This is a genomic window from Streptacidiphilus carbonis (genome assembly GCF_000787775.1).
Lineage (GTDB): Bacteria > Actinomycetota > Actinomycetes > Streptomycetales > Streptomycetaceae > Streptacidiphilus > Streptacidiphilus carbonis.
This window is the reverse complement of the sequence record NZ_BBPM01000020.1, coordinates 54910-76168: the sequence shown is the minus strand read 5'-3', so window position 1 is coordinate 76168 and position 21259 is coordinate 54910. Positions and strand designations below refer to the sequence as shown.

General features: G+C 72.6%; 16 protein-coding genes and 1 riboswitch. Of the genes, 12 read left to right on the top strand and 4 right to left on the bottom strand.

The genetic code is table 11. The features are described from left to right. The first annotated feature begins 343 nt into the window (after positions 1-343). From ccrA to TR46_RS17840, 7 genes are all read left to right on the top strand, one after another. Entirely contained in the window at positions 344-1681 is a 1338-nt protein-coding gene (gene ccrA / locus TR46_RS17870; RefSeq protein ID WP_042401838.1) for a crotonyl-CoA carboxylase/reductase, read from the top strand. A gap of 3 nt (positions 1682-1684) precedes the next feature. Continuing rightward, positions 1685-3727, top strand: a complete 2043-nt coding sequence (locus TR46_RS17865; protein ID WP_084718650.1) for a protein meaA — start codon at positions 1685-1687, stop codon at positions 3725-3727. After that, complete coding sequence (locus tag TR46_RS17860; RefSeq protein WP_042401834.1) at positions 3724-4692, top strand: HpcH/HpaI aldolase/citrate lyase family protein; 969 nt, start codon at positions 3724-3726, stop codon at positions 4690-4692. The genes TR46_RS17865 and TR46_RS17860 overlap by 4 nt, the downstream gene beginning before the upstream one ends. 2 nt (positions 4693-4694) lie before the next feature. Beyond that, the gene (locus tag TR46_RS17855; protein ID WP_042401833.1) at positions 4695-5198 is read left to right on the top strand and encodes a MaoC family dehydratase; all 504 of its coding nucleotides are present in this window, start codon (positions 4695-4697) and stop codon (positions 5196-5198) included. Between the two features lie 142 nt (positions 5199-5340). Next, positions 5341-6552, top strand: coding sequence for an acyl-CoA dehydrogenase family protein (locus TR46_RS17850; RefSeq protein WP_042401830.1), 1212 nt, complete (start codon positions 5341-5343; stop codon positions 6550-6552). A gap of 425 nt (positions 6553-6977) precedes the next feature. Continuing rightward, positions 6978-7631: a phosphatidylserine decarboxylase gene (locus TR46_RS17845; RefSeq protein WP_042401827.1), complete on the top strand. Its 654-nt coding sequence runs from the start codon at positions 6978-6980 to the stop codon at positions 7629-7631. After that, complete coding sequence (locus TR46_RS17840; protein ID WP_439654366.1) at positions 7618-8487, top strand: CDP-alcohol phosphatidyltransferase family protein; 870 nt, start codon at positions 7618-7620, stop codon at positions 8485-8487. The genes TR46_RS17845 and TR46_RS17840 overlap by 14 nt, the downstream gene beginning before the upstream one ends. 69 nt (positions 8488-8556) lie before the next feature. On the opposite strand, the gene TR46_RS17835 is transcribed toward TR46_RS17840, so the two are convergent. Next, positions 8557-10104, bottom strand: a complete 1548-nt coding sequence (locus tag TR46_RS17835) for an MFS transporter (RefSeq protein ID WP_042401825.1) — start codon at positions 10102-10104, stop codon at positions 8557-8559. An 84-nt stretch (positions 10105-10188) separates the two neighbouring features. Between TR46_RS17835 and TR46_RS17830 the strand changes: the two genes are divergently transcribed. Further along, positions 10189-11199 (top strand): Lrp/AsnC family transcriptional regulator, encoded by a 1011-nt coding sequence (locus TR46_RS17830; RefSeq protein ID WP_042402046.1) that lies wholly within the window; start codon positions 10189-10191, stop codon positions 11197-11199. A 29-nt stretch (positions 11200-11228) separates the two neighbouring features. Here the strand turns inward: TR46_RS17830 and TR46_RS17825 are convergent, their stop codons facing one another. From TR46_RS17825 to TR46_RS17815, 3 genes are all read right to left on the bottom strand, one after another. Next, the gene (locus tag TR46_RS17825) at positions 11229-11720 is read right to left on the bottom strand and encodes a MarR family winged helix-turn-helix transcriptional regulator (RefSeq protein ID WP_042401822.1); all 492 of its coding nucleotides are present in this window, start codon (positions 11718-11720) and stop codon (positions 11229-11231) included. A gap of 79 nt (positions 11721-11799) precedes the next feature. Beyond that, positions 11800-13233: a hypothetical protein gene (locus TR46_RS17820; protein ID WP_084718648.1), complete on the bottom strand. Its 1434-nt coding sequence runs from the start codon at positions 13231-13233 to the stop codon at positions 11800-11802. 183 nt (positions 13234-13416) lie between these two features. Further along, on the bottom strand, positions 13417-14541 hold the full coding sequence (locus tag TR46_RS17815; protein WP_042401819.1) for an alpha/beta hydrolase family protein: 1125 nt from the start codon (positions 14539-14541) through the stop codon (positions 13417-13419). A gap of 222 nt (positions 14542-14763) precedes the next feature. On the opposite strand from TR46_RS17815, the gene TR46_RS17810 reads away from it, so the two are divergent. The 4 genes from TR46_RS17810 to TR46_RS17795 form a co-directional block, all read left to right on the top strand. After that, on the top strand, positions 14764-16200 hold the full coding sequence (locus tag TR46_RS17810) for an NAD(P)/FAD-dependent oxidoreductase (protein ID WP_042401816.1): 1437 nt from the start codon (positions 14764-14766) through the stop codon (positions 16198-16200). Between the two features lie 145 nt (positions 16201-16345). Continuing rightward, a complete protein-coding gene (locus TR46_RS17805) occupies positions 16346-16624 on the top strand; it encodes a hypothetical protein (RefSeq protein WP_042401813.1) in 279 nt (92 codons plus the stop codon). 80 nt (positions 16625-16704) lie between these two features. After that, the gene (locus TR46_RS17800; RefSeq protein WP_152626550.1) at positions 16705-20208 is read left to right on the top strand and encodes a hypothetical protein; all 3504 of its coding nucleotides are present in this window, start codon (positions 16705-16707) and stop codon (positions 20206-20208) included. A 24-nt stretch (positions 20209-20232) separates the two neighbouring features. Beyond that, positions 20233-20441, top strand: a riboswitch (cobalamin riboswitch). A 95-nt stretch (positions 20442-20536) separates the two neighbouring features. Beyond that, positions 20537-21259 (top strand): cobalamin biosynthesis protein (locus TR46_RS17795; RefSeq protein WP_439654367.1); only part of this gene is annotated, 723 nt, incomplete at its 3' end.

Genomic DNA, 21259 nt, shown 5'->3' with positions numbered 1-21259 from the left:
CTTGGGGTATGTGTTGCCAGGTGATGACGCTCACGTCTACTGATGAGAAATTAGTGGCACGCAGTGTCTTTACGAGTGGCACAGGGTGCCAGTACGTTGTTACCCACTGGTCGCGGCGCCGCGGCTCCCCACCCTGGCGCGCCATGTCCAGGGCCCGCGCAACACCCTGGTGCGGGCGGTCGGCAGCAGCAGCCCCACCCGTACGCGACTGAGCGACTGAAGCGCAGCCCAGCAAGCAACAACCACACCCTCAGCACCGGTGTCCGTTCCCGGTACCCCCAACAGACGTCCCCGCACCCCTCAAGCGGGGAAGCCGCCGGAGGCAACCATGAAGGCTCCTGCCATGAAGAGCATCCTCGAAGCGATCACCAGCCGGGACGCCAGTTCGGCCGATTTCGCCGCGCTCGACGTCCCCGAGTCCTACCGGGCGGTCACGCTCCACCGGGACGAGGAGCAGATGTTCGCCGGCCAGGAAAGCCGCGACAAGGACCCGCGCAAGTCGCTGCACCTGGACGAGATCCCCGTGCCCGAGCTCGGCCCGGGCGAGGCCCTGGTCGCGGTGATGGCCAGCGCGGTGAACTACAACACCGTGTGGAGCTCCATCTACGAGCCGGTCTCCACCTTCTCCTTCCTGGAGCGCTACGGGAGGCTCTCGCCGGAGACCGCGCGGCACGACCTGCCCTACCACGTGCTGGGTTCGGACCTGGCGGGCGTGGTGCTGCGCACCGGCCCCGGGGTGCACGCCTGGAAGCCCGGCGACGAGGTGGTCGCGCACTGCCTCAGCGTCGAGCTGGAGAGCGCGGACGGCCACAACGACACCATGCTCGACCCGGAGCAGCGGATCTGGGGCTTCGAGACCAACTTCGGCGGCCTGGCCGAGATCGCCCTGGTGAAGTCCAACCAGCTGATGCCCAAGCCGGCCCATCTGACCTGGGAGGAGGCCGCCTCCCCGGGCCTGGTGAACTCCACCGCCTACCGGCAGCTGGTCTCCCGCAACGGCGCCGGCATGAAGCAGGGCGACAACGTGCTGATCTGGGGCGCCAGCGGCGGCCTCGGCTCCTACGCGACCCAGTACGCGCTGGCCGGCGGTGCGACGCCGATCTGCGTGGTCTCCAACGACGCCAAGGCCGACATCTGCCGGGCGATGGGCGCCGAGGCGATCATCGACCGCAGCGCCGAGGGGTTCAAGTTCTGGAAGGACGAGAACAACCAGGACCCCCGGGAGTGGAAGCGGCTCGGCGGCAGGATCCGCGAGCTGACGGGCGGTGAGGACGTCGACATCGTCTTCGAGCACCCGGGCCGGGAGACCTTCGGCGCGAGCGTGTACGTGACCCGCAAGGGCGGCACCATCGTCACCTGCGCATCGACAAGTGGCTATATGCACCAGTACGACAATCGCTATCTCTGGATGTCGCTGAAGCGCATCGTCGGCTCGCACTTCGCCAACTACCGCGAGGCCTGGGAGGCCAACCGGCTGATCGCCAAGGGGAAGATCCACCCCACCCTCTCCAGGACCTACACCCTGGAGGAGACCGGGCAGGCGGCGCTGGACGTCCACCACAACAAGCACCAGGGCAAGGTCGGCGTGCTCTGCCTGGCCCCGAGCGAGGGCCTGGGCGTCCGCGACGAGGAGCTGCGGGCCAAGCACCTGCCTGCGATCAACCGCTTCAGGGGTGAATAGCCGATGACCGAGCGAGACCGTCCCTGGTTGATGCGGACGTACGCGGGGCACTCCTCCGCGACCGCGTCGAACGAGCTGTACCGCAAGAACCTGGCGAAGGGTCAGACCGGCCTCTCCGTCGCCTTCGACCTGCCGACGCAGACCGGCTACGACCCGGACCACGTGCTGGCCAAGGGCGAGGTCGGCCGGGTCGGCGTGCCGGTCGGCCATGTCGGCGACATGCGGGCGCTGTTCGACGGGATCCCGCTGGAACGCACCAACACCTCCATGACGATCAACGCCACCGCCATGTGGCTGCTGGCCATGTACCAGGTCGTCGCGGAGGAGCAGGGCGCGGACATCGCCAAGCTCACCGGCACCACCCAGAACGACATCATCAAGGAGTACCTGTCACGCGGGACGCACGTGTTCCCGCCCGGGCCCAGCATCCGGCTGACCACCGACATGATCGCCTACACCGTGGCGAACATCCCCAAGTGGAACCCGATCAACATCTGCAGCTACCACCTCCAGGAGGCCGGGGCCACCCCGGTCCAGGAGCTGGCCTTCGCGATGTGCACCGCGATCGCGGTGCTGGACGCCGTCCGGGACAGCGGCCAGGTCGCCCCGGAGCAGATGGGCGAGGTGGTCGCCCGGATCTCCTTCTTCGTCAACGCGGGCGTCCGCTTCGTCGAGGAGATGTGCAAGCTCCGTGCCTTCGGCCGGATCTGGGACTCCGTCACCCGGGAGCGCTACGGAATCCAGGACGAGAAGCAACGTCGTTTCCGGTACGGGGTGCAGGTCAACTCGCTGGGCCTGACGGAGGCTCAGCCGGAGAACAACGTCCAGCGGATCGTGCTGGAGATGCTGGCGGTGACGCTGTCCAAGGACGCCCGGGCGCGCGCCGTCCAGCTCCCGGCCTGGAACGAGGCGCTGGGCCTGCCCCGGCCCTGGGACCAGCAGTGGTCGCTGCGGATCCAGCAGGTGCTGGCCTATGAGTCGGACCTGCTGGAGTACGGCGACCTGTTCGACGGCAGCCATGTCGTCGAGGCCAAGGTGCGGGAGCTGGTCGAGGGCGCGACCGCCGAGATCGACAAGGTGCTGGGCATGGGCGGGGTCACCCCGGCCGTGGAGTCCGGCTACCTCAAGGCCGCGCTGGTCGGCTCGCACGCCGAGCGCCGGGCCAGGATCGAGTCCGGCGAGGACAGGGTGGTCGGCGTCAACTGCTTCGAGACCACCGAGCCCAGCCCGCTCACCGCCGACCTGGACACCGCGATCATGCAGGTGGACCCGGATGCGGAGCGAGCGGTCGTGGAGGCCTTCGCGCAGTGGCGCAAGGAACGCGACGAGGAGGCGGCGGCGGCCGCGCTGGCCGAGCTCAAGCGCCGGGCGGCCACCGAGGACAACCTGGTGCCGGCCACCCTGGCCTGTGTCAGGGCCGGGGTGACCACCGGGGAGTGGGCCTTCGCGCTGCGCGAGGTCTTCGGCGAGTACCGCGCCCCCACCGGCGTCGGCGGCGCCCCGGTCACCGGCTCGGTGGAGGGCGGGCGCGGCGCGGAGCTGCTGGCCGTTCGCGAGGCGGTGCGGGTCACCGCCGAGCAGATCGGCGCCGGCAAGCTGCGGCTGCTGGTCGGCAAGCCGGGCCTGGACGGCCACTCCAACGGCGCCGAGCAGATCGCGGTCCGGGCGCGCGACGCCGGCTTCGAGGTGGTCTACCAGGGCATCAGGCTGACGCCGGAGCAGATCACCTCGGCTGCGGTCGCCGAGGACGTGCACTGCGTCGGCCTGTCCATCCTCTCCGGCGCGCACGCCGAACTCGTCCCCGACGTGCTGCGGCGGCTGCGCCGGGCCGGAGTGGAGGACGTGCCGGTGATCGTCGGCGGGATCATCCCGGCGGCGGACGAGCAGGACCTGCTGGCGCAGGGCGTCGCCGCCGTCTTCACACCGAAGGACTTCGGAATCACGCACATCATCGGCCGTATTGTCGACGAGATCCGTCGCGCACACGGACTGTCCCCGTTCTCGGACCTCACCTCGGACCTCAAGGAAGAGACCCTCACCGCATGACTTCTGCTTCGGCGAACCGCCTCCGCCCCCGCCGCTCCTGCCTCGCCGTCCCCGGCAGCAACCCGCGCTTCCTGGAGAAGGCCCAGGGGCTGCCCGCCGACCAGGTCTTCCTGGACCTGGAGGACGCCTGCGCGCCGCTGGCCAAGGAGGGCGCCCGCCACACCATCGTCGACGCGCTGAACCAGGGCGACTGGACCGGGAAGACCCGGGTGGTCCGGGTCAACGACTGGACCACCCACTGGACCTACCGCGACGTGGTGACCGTCGTCGAGGGCGCCGGCCAGAACCTGGACTGCATCATGCTGCCCAAGGTCCAGGACGCCCAGCAAGTGGTCGCGCTGGACCTGCTGCTCACCCAGATCGAGAAGACCATGGGCTTCGAGGTCGGGAGGATCGGCATCGAGGCGCAGATCGAGAACGCCAGGGGCCTGGTCAATGTGGACGCCATCGCGGAGGCCTCGCCCCGGCTGGAGACCGTCATCTTCGGCCCGGCCGACTTCATGGCGTCCATCAACATGAAGACCCTGGTCGTCGGGGAGCAGCCGCCCGGCTACGGCGCCGACGCCTACCACTACATCCTGATGCGGATCCTGATGGCCGCCCGGGCCAACGACCTGCAGGCCATCGACGGCCCCTACCTGCAGATCCGCAATGTCGACGGGTACCGCGAGGTCGCCGGGAGGGCCGCCGCGCTGGGCTTCGACGGCAAGTGGGTGCTGCACCCCGGCCAGGTCGACGCCGCGAACGAGGTCTTCTCGCCCTCGCAGGAGGACTACGACCACGCCGAGCTGATCCTGGACGCCTACGACTGGTGCACCTCCGAGGCCGGCGGGAAGAAGGGCTCGGCGATGCTGGGCGACGAGATGATCGACGAGGCCAGCCGGAAGATGGCGCTGGTCGTCTCCGGGAAGGGCCGTGCGGCCGGCATGCAGCGGACCACCAAGTTCGAGATCCCGGAGGCGTGACCATGCAGTTCGGGCGCACCTACGAGGAGTTCGAGGTCGGCGCGGTCTACAAGCACTGGCCCGGGAAGACCGTCACCGAGTACGACGACCACCTGTTCTGCCTGCTGACCATGAACCACCACCCGCTGCACCTGGACAGCAACTACGCCGAGGAGACCACCGACTTCGGCAGGAACGTGGTGGTCGGCAACTACGTCTACTCGCTGCTGCTCGGGATGTCGGTGCCGGACGTCTCGGGCAAGGCGATCGCCAACCTGGAGGTCGAGTCGCTGCGGCACATCGCGCCGACCTTCCACGGCGACACCATCTACGGCGAGACCGTGGTCCTGGACAAGACGCCGTCGAAGTCCAAGTCGGACCGGGGGATCGTGTACGTGGAGACCAAGGGGTACAAGCAGGACGGCACGGTGGTGTGCGTCTTCCGGCGCAAGGTGATGGTTCCGACCGAGCAGTACATCAAGGAACGGGGCGGGGAGCAGCCGGGGCGGCCGGTTCCCCTGGCGTGACGGTGCGGACCGCAGACGGTTGTTCGCGCAGTTCCCCGCGCCCCTAGCAGTACCCGACCTCCAGTTCTTCCCTCCCTCAGACGGGGTGCCCTGCGGCTGCTGCCACAGTCGCGGGGCACCCGCACCCCCTCAGGAGCCAGCCATGGGACGCCTCGCTCAGACCGAAGGCCTCACCGAGATTCAGCAGGACATCCTCAGCACTGTTCGGAGCTTTGTCGACAAGGAGATCATTCCGGTCGCAACCGAGCTGGAGCACCGGGACGAGTACCCCGCCGCCATCGTCGAGGGCATGAAGGAGATGGGCCTGTTCGGGCTCATGATCCCGGAGGAGTACGGCGGGCTCGGCGAGTCGCTGCTGACGTACGCCCTGGTGGTGGAGGAGATCGCGCGCGGGTGGATGTCGGTGTCCGGCATCGTCAACACGCACTTCATCGTGGCGTACATGATCGCCCAGCACGGCACCCAGGCGCAGAAGGACCACTTCCTGCCCCGGATGGCCACCGGCGAGGTCCGCGGCGCGTTCTCGATGTCGGAGCCGGGGCTGGGGTCGGACGTCGGCGCGATCCGGACCAAGGGCGTCCGGGACGGCGACCACTACGTCATCAACGGCCAGAAGATGTGGCTGACCAACGGCGGCACCTCGACCGTGGTCGCGGTGCTCTGCCGGACCGACGAGGGGCATCCCGAGGGCACGGCGCCGCACAGGTCGATGACCACCTTCCTGATCGAGAAGACGCCGGGCTTCGGGCCGAACGAGAGCGTTCCGGGGCTCACCGTCCCCGGCAAGATCGAGAAGATGGGCTACAAGGGCGTCGACACCACCGAGTTGATCCTGGAGGACGTCCGCGTCCCGGCGGACATGGTGCTCGGCGGGGCCTCGGGCCGCGGCTTCTACCAGATGATGGACGGCGTCGAGGTGGGCCGGGTCAATGTCGCGGCCCGCGGCTGCGGCGTCGCCCAGCGCGCCTTCGAGTTGGGGATCCGCTACGCCCAGCAGCGCAGCACCTTCGGCAAGAAGATCGCCGAGCACCAGGCGATCCAGTTCAAGCTGTCGGAGATGGCCACCAAGGTCGAGGCGGCGCACCAGATGATGGTGATGGCCGCCCGCAAGAAGGACTCCGGCCAACGCAACGACCTGGAGGCCGGAATGGCGAAGTACCTGGCCTCCGAGTACTGCAAGGAGGTGGTCGAGGACTCCTTCCGGATCCACGGCGGCTACGGCTTCTCCAAGGAGTACGAGATCGAGCGCCTGTACCGGGAGGCGCCGATGCTGCTCATCGGTGAGGGTACTGCGGAGATTCAGAAGATGATCATCGGGCGGCGGCTGCTCGAGGACTACCGTCTCGGGGAGTGAGACACCCTGCCTCGGGCAGGGTGAAAATCGGCCGGAACCACAGAGTTTCGGCCGATTTCCTCATTCTGCCTTCGATACTCCGGAGTAGGTGCTTCGGGCCCCCGATCGGCCGGGCGCGCGGGATCCTTCGCACGCCCCCCTTCGCCCTCGGCGAGCCCCTGACCATTCCTGAGAGAGTTGTCACCGATCCGGCGAAACGCTTGGCCCCAGGGGGTCGGCACCTCTACGTTCGTAGTAAGGGGCAAGGCCGTGGAGCGGTTCCCGGCTTCCTGGAGGTTGCCTAGTGACCGTCTGCTGCCGATAGCATCCACCCCTGGACAGATACGTCCCCGAACCCCTCGATCACGCGGCCCCTCGCGCGGTCACCGTACGCCGGTACCCTCGGCGTCCATACCGTTCCCGGGCCCCCGCGACAAAGGTCTTCGATGCCCCTCAGTCCGTCCCACCGATCCGCGAGCCGTCCCCGTGTCACGCTGGCACGTGGTTGCTCGCCCTGGCTTGCCCCCACGGTCCTCACCGCGGCCGCCTGCACCGCCCTCACCCGGCGCAGCGGCAAGTGGGCCCTGGCGGCAGTACCGGCCTCCGCGCTCAGCGCGGGGATGCTGTGGTTCTTCCGCGACCCCGAGCGCGCCATCGGCCAGGGGCGGGTGATCTCCCCCGCCGACGGCGTGGTGCAGAGCATCGACGCCTGGCCCGACGGACGCACCCGGGTCGCGATCTTCATGAGCCCGCTCAATGTGCACGTCAACCGGGCGCCGCTGCCCGGCACCGTCACCTCGGTCGAGCACGTGGCCGGCGGCTTCGTCCCGGCGTTCAACAAGGACAGCGACCGCAACGAGCGGGTCGTGTGGCACTTCGACACCGAGCTCGGCGACATCGAGATGGTCCAGATCGCCGGGGCCGTCGCCCGCCGGATCGTCCCGTACCTGCCGGCCGGGACCAAGGTCGAGCAGGGCGAGCGGATCGGCCTGATCCGCTTCGGCTCGCGGGTCGACACCTACCTGCCCGCGGGCGTCGAGCCCGGTGTGCAGGTCGGCCAGAAGACCACGGCTGGGGTGACTCGCCTTGACCGTGACTGACCCGGAGACGCTGCAGGAGTCCGACGACGACAGGGACGGCGCGGCCCGGCGGCTGCGCTGGATGCGGGACCGCGAACTGCGTGCGCCCCGTTCGCCGCAGCACCTGTCCACCGCGGACATGTTCACCCTGGGCAATGCCATCTGCGGCTTCCTCGCCGTCTACTGCACCACCACCGGGGTGCTCATCCCGCACCTCACCGGGGTCGCCACCACCGGCGACCGGCGCAGCGCCGCGACCGCGGTGATGCTGCTGCTGATCGGCTCGATGTGCGACCTGTTCGACGGCCTGGTGGCGCGCAAGCTGCGCTCCTCCGCGCTGGGCGCCGAACTGGACAACCTGGCCGACCTGATCAGCTTCGGCATCGCGCCGGCCTACTTCGTCGTGGTCTGGGGCATGGTCGCCGACGGGGCGCACCAGCGGGTGTCCGCCGGGATCGCGATCCTGGTGCTGCTCGCGGTGGTGCTGCGGCTGGCGAGGTTCTCCTGCACCACGATGCGGCCCGGGGTGTTCCAGGGGATGCCCTGCCCGATGGGCGCGCTGACGGTGATCTCGATCGTGCTGCTCAACCCCCCGTTCGTGCTGGCCGTGCTGGGCATCGTCGCGGTGGCCGGACTGATGGTCAGCAGGGTCGAGTACCCCAAGCCGCACGGGGTGCTGGCGACGGCGACGCTGTGCTGGATCGTGGTGACCATGGGCTGCCTGGCCGCCTGGGCCACCGGCGTGCCCGGCGGCGAGACGCTGCTCAGGATCGGTGCGACCCTGCAGGTCGCGCTGGCGCTGATGGCGCCGCTGATGGTGATCCGCCGCAAGGTCGGCGACGTCCGGGCCCGCCGCGCGGAGTCCCGCGTCAGCTGACAGCCCTGCACCGCCCCGAAGCCCCCGGGTCCGCGGACTGCGGACCCGGGGGCTTCGGCGTGCGACGGGTCAGGACACCTTGCTGGGCTGGGCCGCCTCCGTCTGGTCCCCGGCCGGCTCCGGCTTGCGCTCCCAGGGCGCCGGCTCGCCGCGCCGGACCAGGGCGAGGACCAGCAGTCCGGCGACGATGCCGGTGACGCCCGCGATCAGGTAGACCCGGTCCAGTCCGGCGGCGAAGGCGGAGTGCACCAGCCCCTGCACGGCGTCCCGCCGGTCCGCCGGGACCCCGGCCAGCACGGCCTGGGCCCGGCCGCCGCTGAGCGCGGAGGCGGTCCCGTGCGGATCCGCGAGGTGGCCGTGGCCGGTGACGTAGGACTGCACCCGGTTGGCGAAGAAGGTGCCGAGCACCGCGATGCCGAGGGCGTAGCCGAGCTGACGGCCGGTGTTGACCACCCCGCTGGCCATGCCGACCCGCTCGCGCGGCACGCTGCCCAGGGCGGCGGACATCATCACCGGCATCGCCGCGCCGACGCCGAGACCGCTGACGATCAGGCCCGGCAGCGCGGCGGTCCACGAGGAGCCCGGCGAGACCAGCGTCATCAGCAGCGCGCCCGCGCCGACCAGCAGCAGTCCCAGGCCGATCGCCAGCTGCGGCGGCGCCTTGCGGAAGATCCGGGCGTTGTTGCCGGAGACCACGAAGGCGGCCAGCGCCAGCGGGCAGATCGCCAGGCCCGCCTGGATCGGGCTGAGGCCCAGCACCGACTGCATCCAGATGCCGGTGTAGGTGAGGTGCGCGAAGGCGGCGGCGTTGATCAGCAGCGCGGCCAGGGTCAGTCCGACGAAGCTGCGGTTGCGCAGCAGCGACAGCTCCAGCAGCGGGTGGGGGACCCGCAGTTCGACCAGGACGAAGGCGACCAGCGCCAGTGCGGCCACGCCGAGCCAGGTCAGCACGGTGCTGCTGCCCCAGCCCTGGTCCGCGCCCTCGATCAGGGCGTAGACCAGCGCGCCGGAGAAGGCGGTGAAGGCAATCGCTCCGAGGTAGTCCAGGCGGCCCCGGCCGTGGCCCTGATCACTCTTCAGATGACGCAGGGTCATCACGATGGCCAGCGCGGCGATCGGCAGATTGACGTAGAAGATCGCGCGCCAGTCGATCTGCCCGGTGAGCAGACCGCCGAGGACCGGGCCCACGGCCGCGGCGCCGCCGCTGACGGCGCCCCAGATGCCGAAGGCGGTGCCGCGGTCGCGGCCCTGGTAGGCGGCGTTGAGCAGGGAGGTGGTGGAGGTCAGCATCGCGGCGCCGCCGACGCCCTGGGCGGCGCGGGCCGCGATCAGGGTGGCGGCATCGGGCGCCAGCCCGCAGGCGAGCGAGGCGAGGGCGAAGACGGCCAGCCCGGCCAGGTAGAGCCGGCGGTGGCCGAGCCGGTCGCCCAGGGCGCCGACGACCATCAGCAGCGCGGCCAGCACCAGCGCGTACATGTCCACCACCCACTGCAGGGAGGTGAAGGAGGAGTGCAGGTCGGAGGCCATGTCGGGCAGGGCGACATTCACGATGCTGACATCGACCAGCAGCATGAAGGTGCCGAGGCAGATGGCGATGAGGGGTATCCACTTACGCATGGCACCAGCATCAGGGGCCGACCGGTCGGTGCCCCAATCAGCGGCCCGTTATCGGCGGATCTCGACATTGCGTAGGCTGTGACGGTGAAATCCCACGAGTACGACCGGCTGGACCGGCAGCTGGTGCGCGCCCTCGAACTGGACGGACGGGCCCCGTTCAGCCGGATCGCGCAGGCCCTGGGGGTCTCCGACCAGACCGTGGCACGCCGCTACGCCCGGCTCCGCGGCCGGGGCGCGCTCCAGATCATGGGCCTGACCAGCCCGGCCGTACTGGGCGAGGTCCAGTGGATCATCAGGGTGCAGTGCACCCCGGACGGGGCCGCCCCGGTGGCCGAGGCGCTGGCCCGCCGAGACGACACCGCGTGGATCAGCCTGATCTCCGGCGGCACCGAGATCACCTGTGTGAGCCGCTCCGGCAACGACCGCGGCGACTCGCTGCTGCTGCAGCGGCTGCCGAAGACCCGCAGCGTGGTCGGGGTCACCGCGTACTGCGTGCTGCACACCTATTTCGGCGAGTCGCTCAGCCTGGTGAGCAAGCTGGACACGCTGACGGCGGAGCAGGTGCGGCAGCTGGCCCCGGAGCCTTCCACGGCCGCGCCGCGGCCCGCCGAGGCGGTGGACGAGGCGGACGACCGGATGCTGGCCCTGCTGCAGCAGGACGGCCGTGCCGGGCTGGCCGGACTGGCGTCCGCCAGTGGGCTCTCGCAGACCTCGGTGCGGCGGCGGATGGCCGAGCTGACGGCGAGCGGGGTGCTCTACCTCGACGTCGACTTCGACCGGCGGATCTTCGGGCTGAACACCGTCGCCATGCTCTGGCTGTCGGTGTCCCCGTCCGAATTGGCCCGCACCGGGCGCGACCTGGCCGCCCATCCCGAGGTGGCCTTCTGCTGCGCCACCACCGGGCCGACCAATCTGCACGCGGTGGTGGTCTGCAAGGACATCCCCGCCTTCTACACCTATCTGACCACCAGCATCTCCGCGCTGGACGCGGTCCAGCACGTGGAGACCGGGCCGGTACTGCGCCGGCTCAAGGCCGCCGCGCCCTACCCGAGCGCGCCCGGGGACGTCCGCTACTGGAGCGGCCGGAACACCTGACCGCGGCTCGGCCGAGGCTCGGCGGCGGCTCAGCCCAGCGGGGGCAGCGCCTCCAGGGCGTGGTGGCTGAGCCGGTCCAGGCCGTCCACCACCGCGCCGGCCTGCTCGGCCGGGAGCACGCCGAAGACATGGCGATCGAGTTCGCCGACATGGCTGCGGGCCGCCCGCACCAGCCGGGTGGCGCCCTCGGCGGTGAGGGTGACCACCTGGACCCGCTTGTCGGCGCTGGAGCGCTGCCGCTGGACCAGTCCGGTGGCGATCATCCGGTCGATCAGCCGGGTGGCCCCGCCGCTGGTGAGCACCAGTCGGCGGGACAGGTCGCCCATCGGGGCGCCCTCGGGCTTGGCGGCGAGCAGCAGCAGGACTTCGAACATGGGGTGGCTGAGACCGCTCTCGTGCTCCATCGCCGAGCCGAGCAGCCGCTCCAGCCGGTTCGCGGCGGTCAGCAGCACTCCGAAGGCCTGGATCCGGGAATCGGCGACTGCGTCAGCGGGCGAATTGATCCGTCCTTCGGCTGTCATGTCCACTCTCCTCACCGGAATGCTGCCACACACCGTACCCGTCGGCGGAGGCTTCCGGTGCCCAGGCCGGAGCCCGCTCTCAGCGCCCGCCCTCGTGCACGCTGAAGGCGCTGCGGCGGGCCGCCCGGGCCACCCCGGGGTCGGGGTGGGCGGAGGCCACCGCGGCGAGGACCTGGCCGGCCCGGGGGTGGCCGATCCGGCGAGCCAGCGCGAACAGCCGGCCGGGGTCGCCGTCGGTGGCGCCCTGGACGTGGCGGACCAGCATCGCGGTGTCGCCGTGCTCCAGCACGGCCGCACCGGTGTCCACCCACAGCCAGGCGGCGTCGACCTGGTCCAGCACGTCCGAGGGCAGCACCTCCTCGTCGGTCTGCTCGGCCAGCCAGAGCAGCGCGTAGGGGCGCAGCAGCGGCTCCTCGGCGCTGTCCCTGATGGCCGGCTCGGCCGGGTGCCCGGCGACCCGCAGCGCCTCGAACGCGAGCCCTCGCAGCAGCGCGTCCTCGCCGCGGGCCACGTCCAGCAGGTCCGCGACCGCGCTCTCGGCCTGCCGGGCCGCCAGCCAGGCCCGGTACTCGGCGCGGGCCGGGCCCGGGGAGTACTGGGCGCAGGCGGTCAGCAGCTCCAGCGCGGACTGCTCGATGTGGCCGGCCGCGGTCTGCGCGACGGTGCAGATCTCCTCCAGCTTGGCGCGCACCGCCCAGTGGCCCAGCGGGGTGAGCTCGGCGCAGACATCAGCGTCGGGGGCCTCCCGCCGGACCACGGCGCCGACGGCCGCGAAGCCGTCCAGCATCCAGTCCAGCACCCCGGCGACCTCGGCCGCGCCGGGCGTGAGCGTCAGCGCCAGCGCGCTGTCGCCGCGGACGGCGCTGACGGCCCAGGCGGCGTGCGGTACGGGGGCGCCCAGCGCGGGCGGCACGCCCCCGTGCCACTGCTCCTCAAGACCGCGGCGCAGCAGCTCCAGCAGTTCGGTGAGCGGCACCGGGCCGTCCACCAGGTGCAGGAAGGAGAGCAGTTGCGGGGCGTGGTCGACGGCCAGCCCGGCCAGCGAGGTCAGCGTGCGGTCGGGCACCGGCACCAGCAGCGTCCAGGCGTCGAACAGCGCCGCCCAGCCGCGCAGCACCGCCTCGTCGTCGTGCTCCCAGGCGTGCAGCCGCCAGCCGGGCCCAGCGCCGCTGCCGCGGAGCTCGACCAGGCCGGCCAGCCGGGCCCGCTCCCAGGAGGCGACGGCGGCGTCATGGGTCATCGCCAGGGCGCGCCCGGCCGAGACCACGTCGCCCTCCAGCAGGTCCCCGCGCCGGTCCACGTTGGGCAGTTCGCCGGCCCAGCGGGCGATCCGGACCGCGTCGGCGAGCAGCCTGCGGGCCAGCGGGGAGAGTTGGGCGGGGCCGGGCAGCCCAGCGGGGGGCGTGCGGCGGGCATGCGTGCCGGAGCGCGCTGCCGCGCCGGTGCTGCCCATGCCGCCTGAGGTGGCCGCGCGTGGCTGCGGCGGGCGGGCGGCGGTAGGCAGCCGGGTCACCCTCGCGGGCGCACCCTCCTGTCGCCCGCCGACGGTGTCGGGTCGGCCAGAAATCTCGGATCGGCCAGTACGGTCACGCGAATTCCGGGACGTCACGCCGTGCAGTCTTCCCCGTCCGCGGGCCAGTTGTCACATCCCCAGGCGCGGCGGGGTCCGGAGGGTCCCGGAATGGTGACGGAAGGGTCACAGGAGAGGGGTGAGGAATCTGAGCAGGGTCGCCTCGTAGCGCTGCGGATCCGCGTTCCACAGCGCCTCGTGCTCGGCGCCGGCGTACTCCTCGTAGACGACGAGCTCCTCGCGCCGCCGGGCCAGCGCCCGGGCCGGGCCGACGGCCGCGACGGTGTCGTCGGCGCTGTGCAGCAGCAGCACGGGGACGGTGAGGCCGTCGCCGAGGGCGATCCGGTCGAATTCGGCCGGGTCGACCGAGGAGCGTCCCTGGGCCGCCCGCATGCCCAACTCGGCCAGCGGTCCCGGCACTCCGCGCCGGGTGGCCTGCCGGCGCACCGTGTCCTGCCAGTCCAGCACCGGAGAGTCCAGTACCAGGCCGCGGACGGCCTCGCGGTGGTCGGAGCGGGCCGCCGCCTGCAGCGCCATGGTGGCGCCGACCGACCAGCCGTACAGCAGGATGCGGCGGGCGCCGCCGTCCACCGCCAACCGGATCGCCGCCTCCACGTCGCGCCACTCGGTCTCGCCCAGGTGGGTGAGGCCGTCGGACGAGCGCGGCGCGCCCTCGTCGTTGCGGTAGGTCACCACCAGCACCGGCGCCTTGAGCCGGGTCAGCATCGGCAGCAGCGGCAGCGCCTGGCGGCGGTCGGCGCCGATGCCGTGGACCGCGATGACGCACAGGTCGCGCACACCGGCCAGGTACCAGGCGGGCATGGGACCGAGCTCGCCGCGGACGTGGATCTCGGAGAACTCGAGGCCCAGGGCGGAGCGCGGGTCGCCGGTCAGGACCTGCGGGGTGATCCGCACGGTGGTGCCGACGGACAGCGGGTCGGCGCCGTCCGTCCCGGCGCTCTCCAGCCGGCGCACCACCGTCTGGGCGGTGGTGCCGACCACGTCGCCCACCACGGCGTGTCCGTCGCTCCACTCCAGGGCGTAGCGGCCGGGCCGCTGGGTCTCCCAGGAGCGGGTGAGCTCGACCCGCCCGGCGGCGAGGGAGTGCACCCGCAGACCGCCGGCCGCTGCCGGTGCCGCGCCGCGGGGACGGACCGAGAAGTCGGAGACCACCCGTCCGGCGAGCAGCGCCGCCGCACCGGCGCCCACAGCGGTGACCGTGGCGAGCACAGCCGTTCGTCCCCAGCGCATCTCGCTCCCCACGGTCGGTCGGTCGAGCCGGTACGACGTCCATACCCGCTGGGCCCCATCCCAGTACTCCGGGGCGGCACGCGCCAGTGGTGCGCGGCCATCCGACGGAGTGTCCGGGTCGGCGGCACACCTCTGACACAGTGCGCATTGCCGCTGGTCCGGGGCGTGGGTAGCGTGCCGGGCACTATCCGCAGCCACCCGCAGCATGGAAGCAGGTCTCCCGTGGGCACGTCCGCCACCGCCAACGGCGGTGTCTCGTTCTGGTACTCGGCCATCGGGCTCCCCACCCCGCGCGGACCGCTGGACGGTTCGGCCGAGGCCGACGTCTGCATCGTCGGCGGCGGCTACACCGGTCTGTGGACCGCGTACTACCTGAAGCAGGCCGATCCGAGCCTGCGCGTCACCGTCCTGGAGCAGCGCTTCTGCGGCTACGGCGCGTCCGGCCGCAACGGCGGCTGGCTCTACAACGGCTTCGCGGGCCGCGGAGTCTTCGCGCGCAGGTACGGCAAGCCCGGCGCGATCGCGATGCAGCAGGCGATGAACGGCGCGGTGGACGAGGTCATCGCGGTCTGCGCGGCCGAGGGCATCGACGCCGACATCGCCGAGGGCGGAACGATGGAGGTCGCCCGCACCCCCGCCCAACTGGAGCGGCTGGGCGCCTACGTGGAGAACGAGCACTCCTTCGGCGAGACCGACCTGGAGCTGCTGAGCCCGGCCGAGGCCGCCGCGCGGATCGACGTGGACGGCGTCCTGGGCGCCTCCTGGACCCCGCACGGGGCCCGGATCCAGCCCGCGAAGCTGGTGGTCGGCCTGGCCCGGACGGTCGAGGCGATGGGCGTGTCGATCCACGAGGACACGGCGGTCACCGCCATTCTTCCCGGAGGCCGCAGCGTGCCAGGGGATTCCGGCACACCGGCGAAGGCGGTGACGGCGCGGGGCACCGTCTCGGCCCGGTTCGTGCTGCGGGCCACCGAGGGCTTCACCTCGGCCCTGCGCGGGGAGCGGCGGTCCTGGCTGCCGATGAACTCCTCGATGGTGGTCACCGAGCCGCTGCCGCCCGCCTTCTGGGAGGCGGTCGGCTGGTCCGGCCGGGAGACCCTGGGCGACATGGCGCACGCGTACATGTACGCGCAGCGCACCGCCGACGACCGGATCGCCCTGGGCGGACGCGGCGTGCCGTACCGCTTCGGCTCGCGGACCGACAACGACGGGCTGACCGCGCAGAAGACGGTGGACCAGCTGCGGGCGATCCTGGTGGACTTCTTCCCCGCCGCGGCGCAGGCCCGGATCGACCACGCCTGGTCGGGGGTGCTCGGGGTGCCCAGGGACTGGTGTTCGACGGTGGAGCTGGACCCGGCCACCGGTCTCGGCCTGGCCGGCGGCTATGTCGGCAGCGGGGTGACCACGACCAACCTGGCCGCGCGGACCCTCCGTGACCTGGTGCTGCGCGAGGTCTCGGCCGGTGCGTCCGACACCGGTCTGACCGCGCTGCCCTGGGTGAACCACCGGGTCAGGCGCTGGGAGCCGGAACCGCTGCGCTGGATCGGGGTGCACGGCATGTACGCCGCCTACCACGCGGCGGACCGGCAGGAACGCGGCGGCAGGGCGACCACCTCGCCGATCGCCCGGGTCGCGGACGCGGTGTCCGGGCGGCACTGACGCGGGCGGCACCCACGCGGGCGTGGCGTCTCACTGTCCGCAGTCGGTTGCGGACTCCCCGAGATGCGGAACGGGTGGCGGTGGCTGACGCTGGGATCCGGGGGTAGTCGGAAGACCGCAGCAGCACTGACCGCCTGGGGTGCCCATGTCTGTCCTTCTCTGCGTCGTCATAGCTCCGATCGGCCTGCTCGTCATCCTGGGCATGTCGTGGTTCGAAGACCATGTCCTTCGCCCGCCCACCAGCCCCGGTGAGCAGGTCGTCCTCAGCCAGGTCGTCCAGGGGCAGGTGCTCCCGGGACCGGTCCTGGGCCCGCTCCAGGCACCGGCGCCGGCGTCGTCCGACTCCGGGTCGCCCACCGTCGAACTGCTGCGGATCGTCCGCACCCCGCAGCAACTGCCCCCGAGCAAGGACAACGCCGCCTGAGGAGGGTGTTGTCAGTGGGATGTGATCGGATGGACTCCGTCGGACCGGACCGGTCCGGCGGAGTCGTTTCGGGGGGTGCCGTGGGAGCTCTCAACGAGCGGGCCGCACAGGAGGAGTGGCTGCAGCGGGTCCTGCGGTCCGGGGAGCGGGCGCCCGAGGGGCCCGGGGCCGCGGAGACCGCGGCCGCCGTGCGGGCCTCGCTGGAGGCCCCCCGGCAGCCGCAGCTCGGCAAGCTGGTCGCGGCCGCCAGGGAGGCCGGGGGCCTTGACGCCCAACTGGCCTCCGAACTGCTCAGGGAGGCGCGCCCGGCCCGGCTGGTGCCGGGGATGCTGGCCGGGGCCGACGATCCCGAGGGGCTCCTCGACGCCGAACTGCGGGCGCTGGTCGCCGAGTTCCTCGGCACCGACGCCGAGCACTGGCAGGGCCTCCAGGAGAAGCTCTCCGGTTACCGAGGCACCCTGCCCGACCTGCTCGCCGCCCGGTCCCGACCCGCCGTCGGCCCGGAGGAGTGGTACCCGCCGAGCCCTGGCGTGCTGACCGCACTGGCCTTCCTGCTGGACCGGCTGCCGCCCGAGGGATTCGGACGATTGCTGCCCACGCTGCCGGACGCACTGGTGCAGCAGTTGCTGGGCTCGGGGTCGACGGCCTCACCGCGGCTGGTCGAGGCCGGGATCGCACACGGCGACACCCGGGCCAGGGCGGCGCTGGCCGGCCGTCCCAGGCTCGGCGTCCGACTGCTGAAACGGCTGGCCGACCTCGCCGACCCGGAGGTGGACGCGGCCCTGTTCGCCAATCCCCGCAGCACCCCGTCGCTGCGCCGGCTGATCGCACGGCGGCATCCGCAGAGCGTGCCGGCCGGCGGCGACGACCGGCGGATCCTGGCCCCGCTGATCGGCTGCGGCGATCCGGTCCTCACCGCCCGCGGCCTGGCGCTGGGCGTGCGCGGGGTGGCCGAGCAGGTCGCCCTGCTACGGGTGTGGGAACGGCACGGCGCCGACGCGGTACGGGCGATGACGGCCGACCCCGGGCTCAGGCGGCGGCTGAAGGACCGGGTGCTCAAGCAGGTCGACGCCGCGCTGGAACTGCCGGACGAGCAGGGCGCCGAGCTGCTGCGGAGCTCCGGCGAGCAGTACCAGGACCCGGCCGCCCTGGTCCGCAGACTGCAGACCACCACCGGCTCCGACACCGCCCGCGATCTGCTCAACGAGCCCTACGCACAGGACTTCCGGGCGATCGTGGCAGGCCATCTGGCCTCGCCCTACTCCCCCTACGCACTGGAGGAGCTGCTGCGGCACGAGGAGGCCACCGACGAGGACCGGGCGCTGTTCCGGCTCACCCTGGTCAACTGGGCCTGGCCGGGCGAGAACGGCGGCTGCCGGGAGGGTCGGCGGACCCTGTTCACCCCGCCGGCCGAACGGCTCGCCACCGAACCCCTGGCCCCCGGCTCCGCCGGCTGGGCCGTCGCGGCGGTCGAGGAGGGCCTGCTCGACCCGGCCGACCTGTTCGCGGTGGCCAGGCCGGCCCGACGGGCGCTGGACGTCCTGCACCGGTGCACGGACCGCCAGTTGGTGCCGGACGAGCTGCTGCGGGACTTCGCGGTCGAGACCGAGCAGGGCCTGGGCGGTGGTCCGGAGCGGCATCCGGAGGCCTGGGCGGTGCTGCGGGGGCTGCTGCCCGACTTCGCGGGGTCGCTGCGGGAGCTGGTGCTGACGGCGGGTCGGGTGGCCGGGCCCGCCCCCGAACCGCCGGCGGGGGGCGGTCCGGTCAGCGGTCCGGTCAGCGGTCCGGTCACGGAGGCGGCCGAATCGGAGGAGGGGTCGGAGCGGGGATCGGCGGAGGAACCGCAGCGCGATCAGCAGAACGCGCCCGCGCGCACGCCCGGTCCCACGCCCCGGCGGCCGCAGCCCAGGGTCGCGCAGTCGGCGCTGATGGCGCTGGACCTGCTGCGCCGGGCCTGCGGCGACGCCCAGCCGCCGCTGCCGGCGGACCGCGAGGTACTGCACGCCCTGCTGGCGACCGACTCCTACGACCTGCCCAACTGGACCACCCCGGCCTGGCTGCTCGACGCCTGCGACGCGGTCCGCCTGCCCCGGCCGGACCAGGTCTACGGCGGCCACACCAGGGAGCTGGTCACCAGCACCTTCCGCCGGTACTGCACCGACGCGTCCGCCGCCGGCCCGGACCAGGACGTCGCCGACTACGCGGACACCGCGCTGGCCCGCGGTCTGGTGCGCGGCCCGGACCTGCTGGCGGTGGTGCCCGCCCGCTACACCCTGCCGATGAGCTACAAGCTCCGGAAAACGGCCCTGGCCCTGGCGCTGGAGCCGCTGATCGCCGACCTGCTGGCCCGGGAGCTGGGCCAGGACGCCGAGGCCTGGCTGCGGCTGCTCACCGCCGCGGGCGCCTGCGCGGGCACCGCGGCGGCCGGTCGGGTCCCGGCCGCAGGCGATGGCGATGGCGGCGGCGACGCGCTGCCGACCTGGGCCGAGCTGCTGCAGCGGGCCGCCGGGACGACGGTGGATCAGGATCTGGTGGTCCCCTGCGACCGGGACACCCTGCGCAACACGGTCTGCTACGAGTGGGCGGCCGGCGAGGCGCTGCTCCACTACGCCCCGGCCGGGGTCAGGGCGGCCGTGCTGGCGCGGCTGCCGGAGGGCACCGCCGAGCTGCTGACGTACTACCAGGAGCAGTGGCAGCGCTGGACCGGCACCCGGACCGCGCCCGAGGGCGTCGCCCCGTACCGGTCCCAGGACCCGGATGAGATCGAACGGTGGTTCGCCACCGGCCCCAGGGCGGAGCTGCCGTACCAACTGCTGGGCTGCCTGGGCCTGCTGCGCCAGGGCGACCCCGAGCGGCTGGCGCTGCTGCTGCGGTCCGGGCGCGTCTCGACCTCGCTGGTGCAGGACTGCCGGAAGGCGCTGGCGTCCCCGGACCCCTTGGCGACACTGCAGGCCAGGGCCGACGCCGAGTTCGGCGCGGAGCGGCTGGTGGCCCGGATGCGGCGGATCGACGCGCAGCGGTGGCCGGGTCCGTACAACCGGCTCTTCGACGAGCTGCCGTTCGAGGTGGACTGGGACCTGCTGGAGGCCGAGCACGCCGCCCGGCCGTTCACCTCCTGGGCCCGGCTGATACAGCGTCCGCAGACGCCGGAGGACGTGCTGCAGCGCAACCTCGCGCTGCTCCGGCCCGCCGACGACCTGGAGCTGCTGGACGGCCCCGGCCGGCTCCTGCGGGCCCGGAGCACCCAGGGCTTCGGGAGGCTGAGCGACGGCCTGGTCGCCCACCTGCTGGACGGCGCACTCGGGGCAGGTCTGCTCGACGGTGCGGACCTGCTCATACGCACCGCCCCCGCGGCCCGGGTGCTGATGTACCTCTCCGGTGCGCTGGAGCGCGACGACCTGCCGCACGCCACCCGCGTGGCGCTCGCCACACTGGCGGAGCAGGCGCCGCTGATCCTGGGGACCGATCCGGTGCTGTGGGGCCGCCTGGGCGCGGCGCTGACGGGCCGTGACCCCGGCTGGGACGGCCACGGCAGCCTGACCGACCTGCTGGAGCACTGCGTCGACGGGCCCGCCGCCGGTTGACGCTCGGTCCGGCGGCGTGGTGGTATCAGCAGGCCAAACGGAGGCATGGAGAGGAAGCCGGTGAAGGGGGAGACCCCCAGTCCGGCGCGGTCCCGCCACTGTCACCGGGGAGCGCTCTCGAACGACGGCCACGGCGGCGGTCGCACCTGGTCCAGGTCGCGGCAGCTGCGGGAAGGCCCGGGAGCGCGTCGATCCGGAAGCCAGGAGACTCTCGCCCCCGGTTCGTCGATCCAGGGCGCGGACCCTGAGTGAGGACATCCACCGCCATGCGCGCTTCCGTCACGTCACCACCTCCAGCTGTCGTCCCCGCCGCTGCCCAGATCTTCGGCTGACGGCGGTGCGGGCGACGACCGCCCTGGGGCTCGCAGCGGGCTACGCGGCCGACGCTGCCTTCGGCGATCCCAGGCGCGGACATCCGGTGGCCGGGTTCGGGCGGGCGGCCGGGGCGCTGGAGCGGCTGGTGTGGCGGGACCGGCGCGATGTCGGCGTGGTCTTCACCGCGCTGTGCGTGAGTACCGTCGCCGTCGCGGCGCGGTGCACCGACCGCGCTCTGCGCTCCACCCCGGCCGGGGCGGCGCTGTTCACCGCCGGGGCCGCCTGGACTGTGCTCGGCGGCGCGTCCCTGGTCCGCGAGGCGCGGACGATCGGCGAAGCGCTGGAGTCCGGCGACCTGGCGGCCGCGCGGGAGCGGCTCCCCTACCTCTGCGGCCGCGACCCCCGGGAGCTGACGGAGCAGCAGATCGCCCGTGCGGTGGTGGAGTCGGTGGCCGAGAACACCGCCGACGCGGTGGTGAACGCGCTGGTGTGGGGTGCGGCGGCGGGTGCGCCCGGACTGCTGGCGTTCCGCGCGGTGAACACCCTGGACGCCATGGTGGGCCATCGCTCGCCCCGCTACCTGCGCTTCGGCTGGGCCTCGGCCCGGCTGGACGACGTGGCGGGATGGCCGGGGGCCCGGCTGACCGCGCTGCTGACGGTGGCGGCGGCGGGGCGCGGCCGCCGCCGCGGCGCCTGGCGGGTCTGGCGGGCGGACGCCGCCGGCCACCCCAGCCCC

Bases quoted from the DNA above. Each gene is read 5' to 3' on its own strand.
- ccrA (WP_042401838.1), top strand. From the start codon at position 344: ATGAAGAGCATCCTCGAAGCGATCACCAGCCGGGACGCCAGTTCGGCC.
- TR46_RS17865 (WP_084718650.1), top strand. From the start codon at position 1,685: ATGACCGAGCGAGACCGTCCCTGGTTGATGCGGACGTACGCGGGGCAC.
- TR46_RS17860 (WP_042401834.1), top strand. From the start codon at position 3,724: ATGACTTCTGCTTCGGCGAACCGCCTCCGCCCCCGCCGCTCCTGCCTC.
- TR46_RS17855 (WP_042401833.1), top strand. From the start codon at position 4,695: ATGCAGTTCGGGCGCACCTACGAGGAGTTCGAGGTCGGCGCGGTCTAC.
- TR46_RS17850 (WP_042401830.1), top strand. From the start codon at position 5,341: ATGGGACGCCTCGCTCAGACCGAAGGCCTCACCGAGATTCAGCAGGAC.
- TR46_RS17845 (WP_042401827.1), top strand. From the start codon at position 6,978: ATGCCCCTCAGTCCGTCCCACCGATCCGCGAGCCGTCCCCGTGTCACG.
- TR46_RS17835 (WP_042401825.1), bottom strand. From the start codon at position 10,104: ATGCGTAAGTGGATACCCCTCATCGCCATCTGCCTCGGCACCTTCATG.
- TR46_RS17825 (WP_042401822.1), bottom strand. From the start codon at position 11,720: ATGACAGCCGAAGGACGGATCAATTCGCCCGCTGACGCAGTCGCCGAT.
- TR46_RS17815 (WP_042401819.1), bottom strand. From the start codon at position 14,541: ATGCGCTGGGGACGAACGGCTGTGCTCGCCACGGTCACCGCTGTGGGC.
- TR46_RS17805 (WP_042401813.1), top strand. From the start codon at position 16,346: ATGTCTGTCCTTCTCTGCGTCGTCATAGCTCCGATCGGCCTGCTCGTC.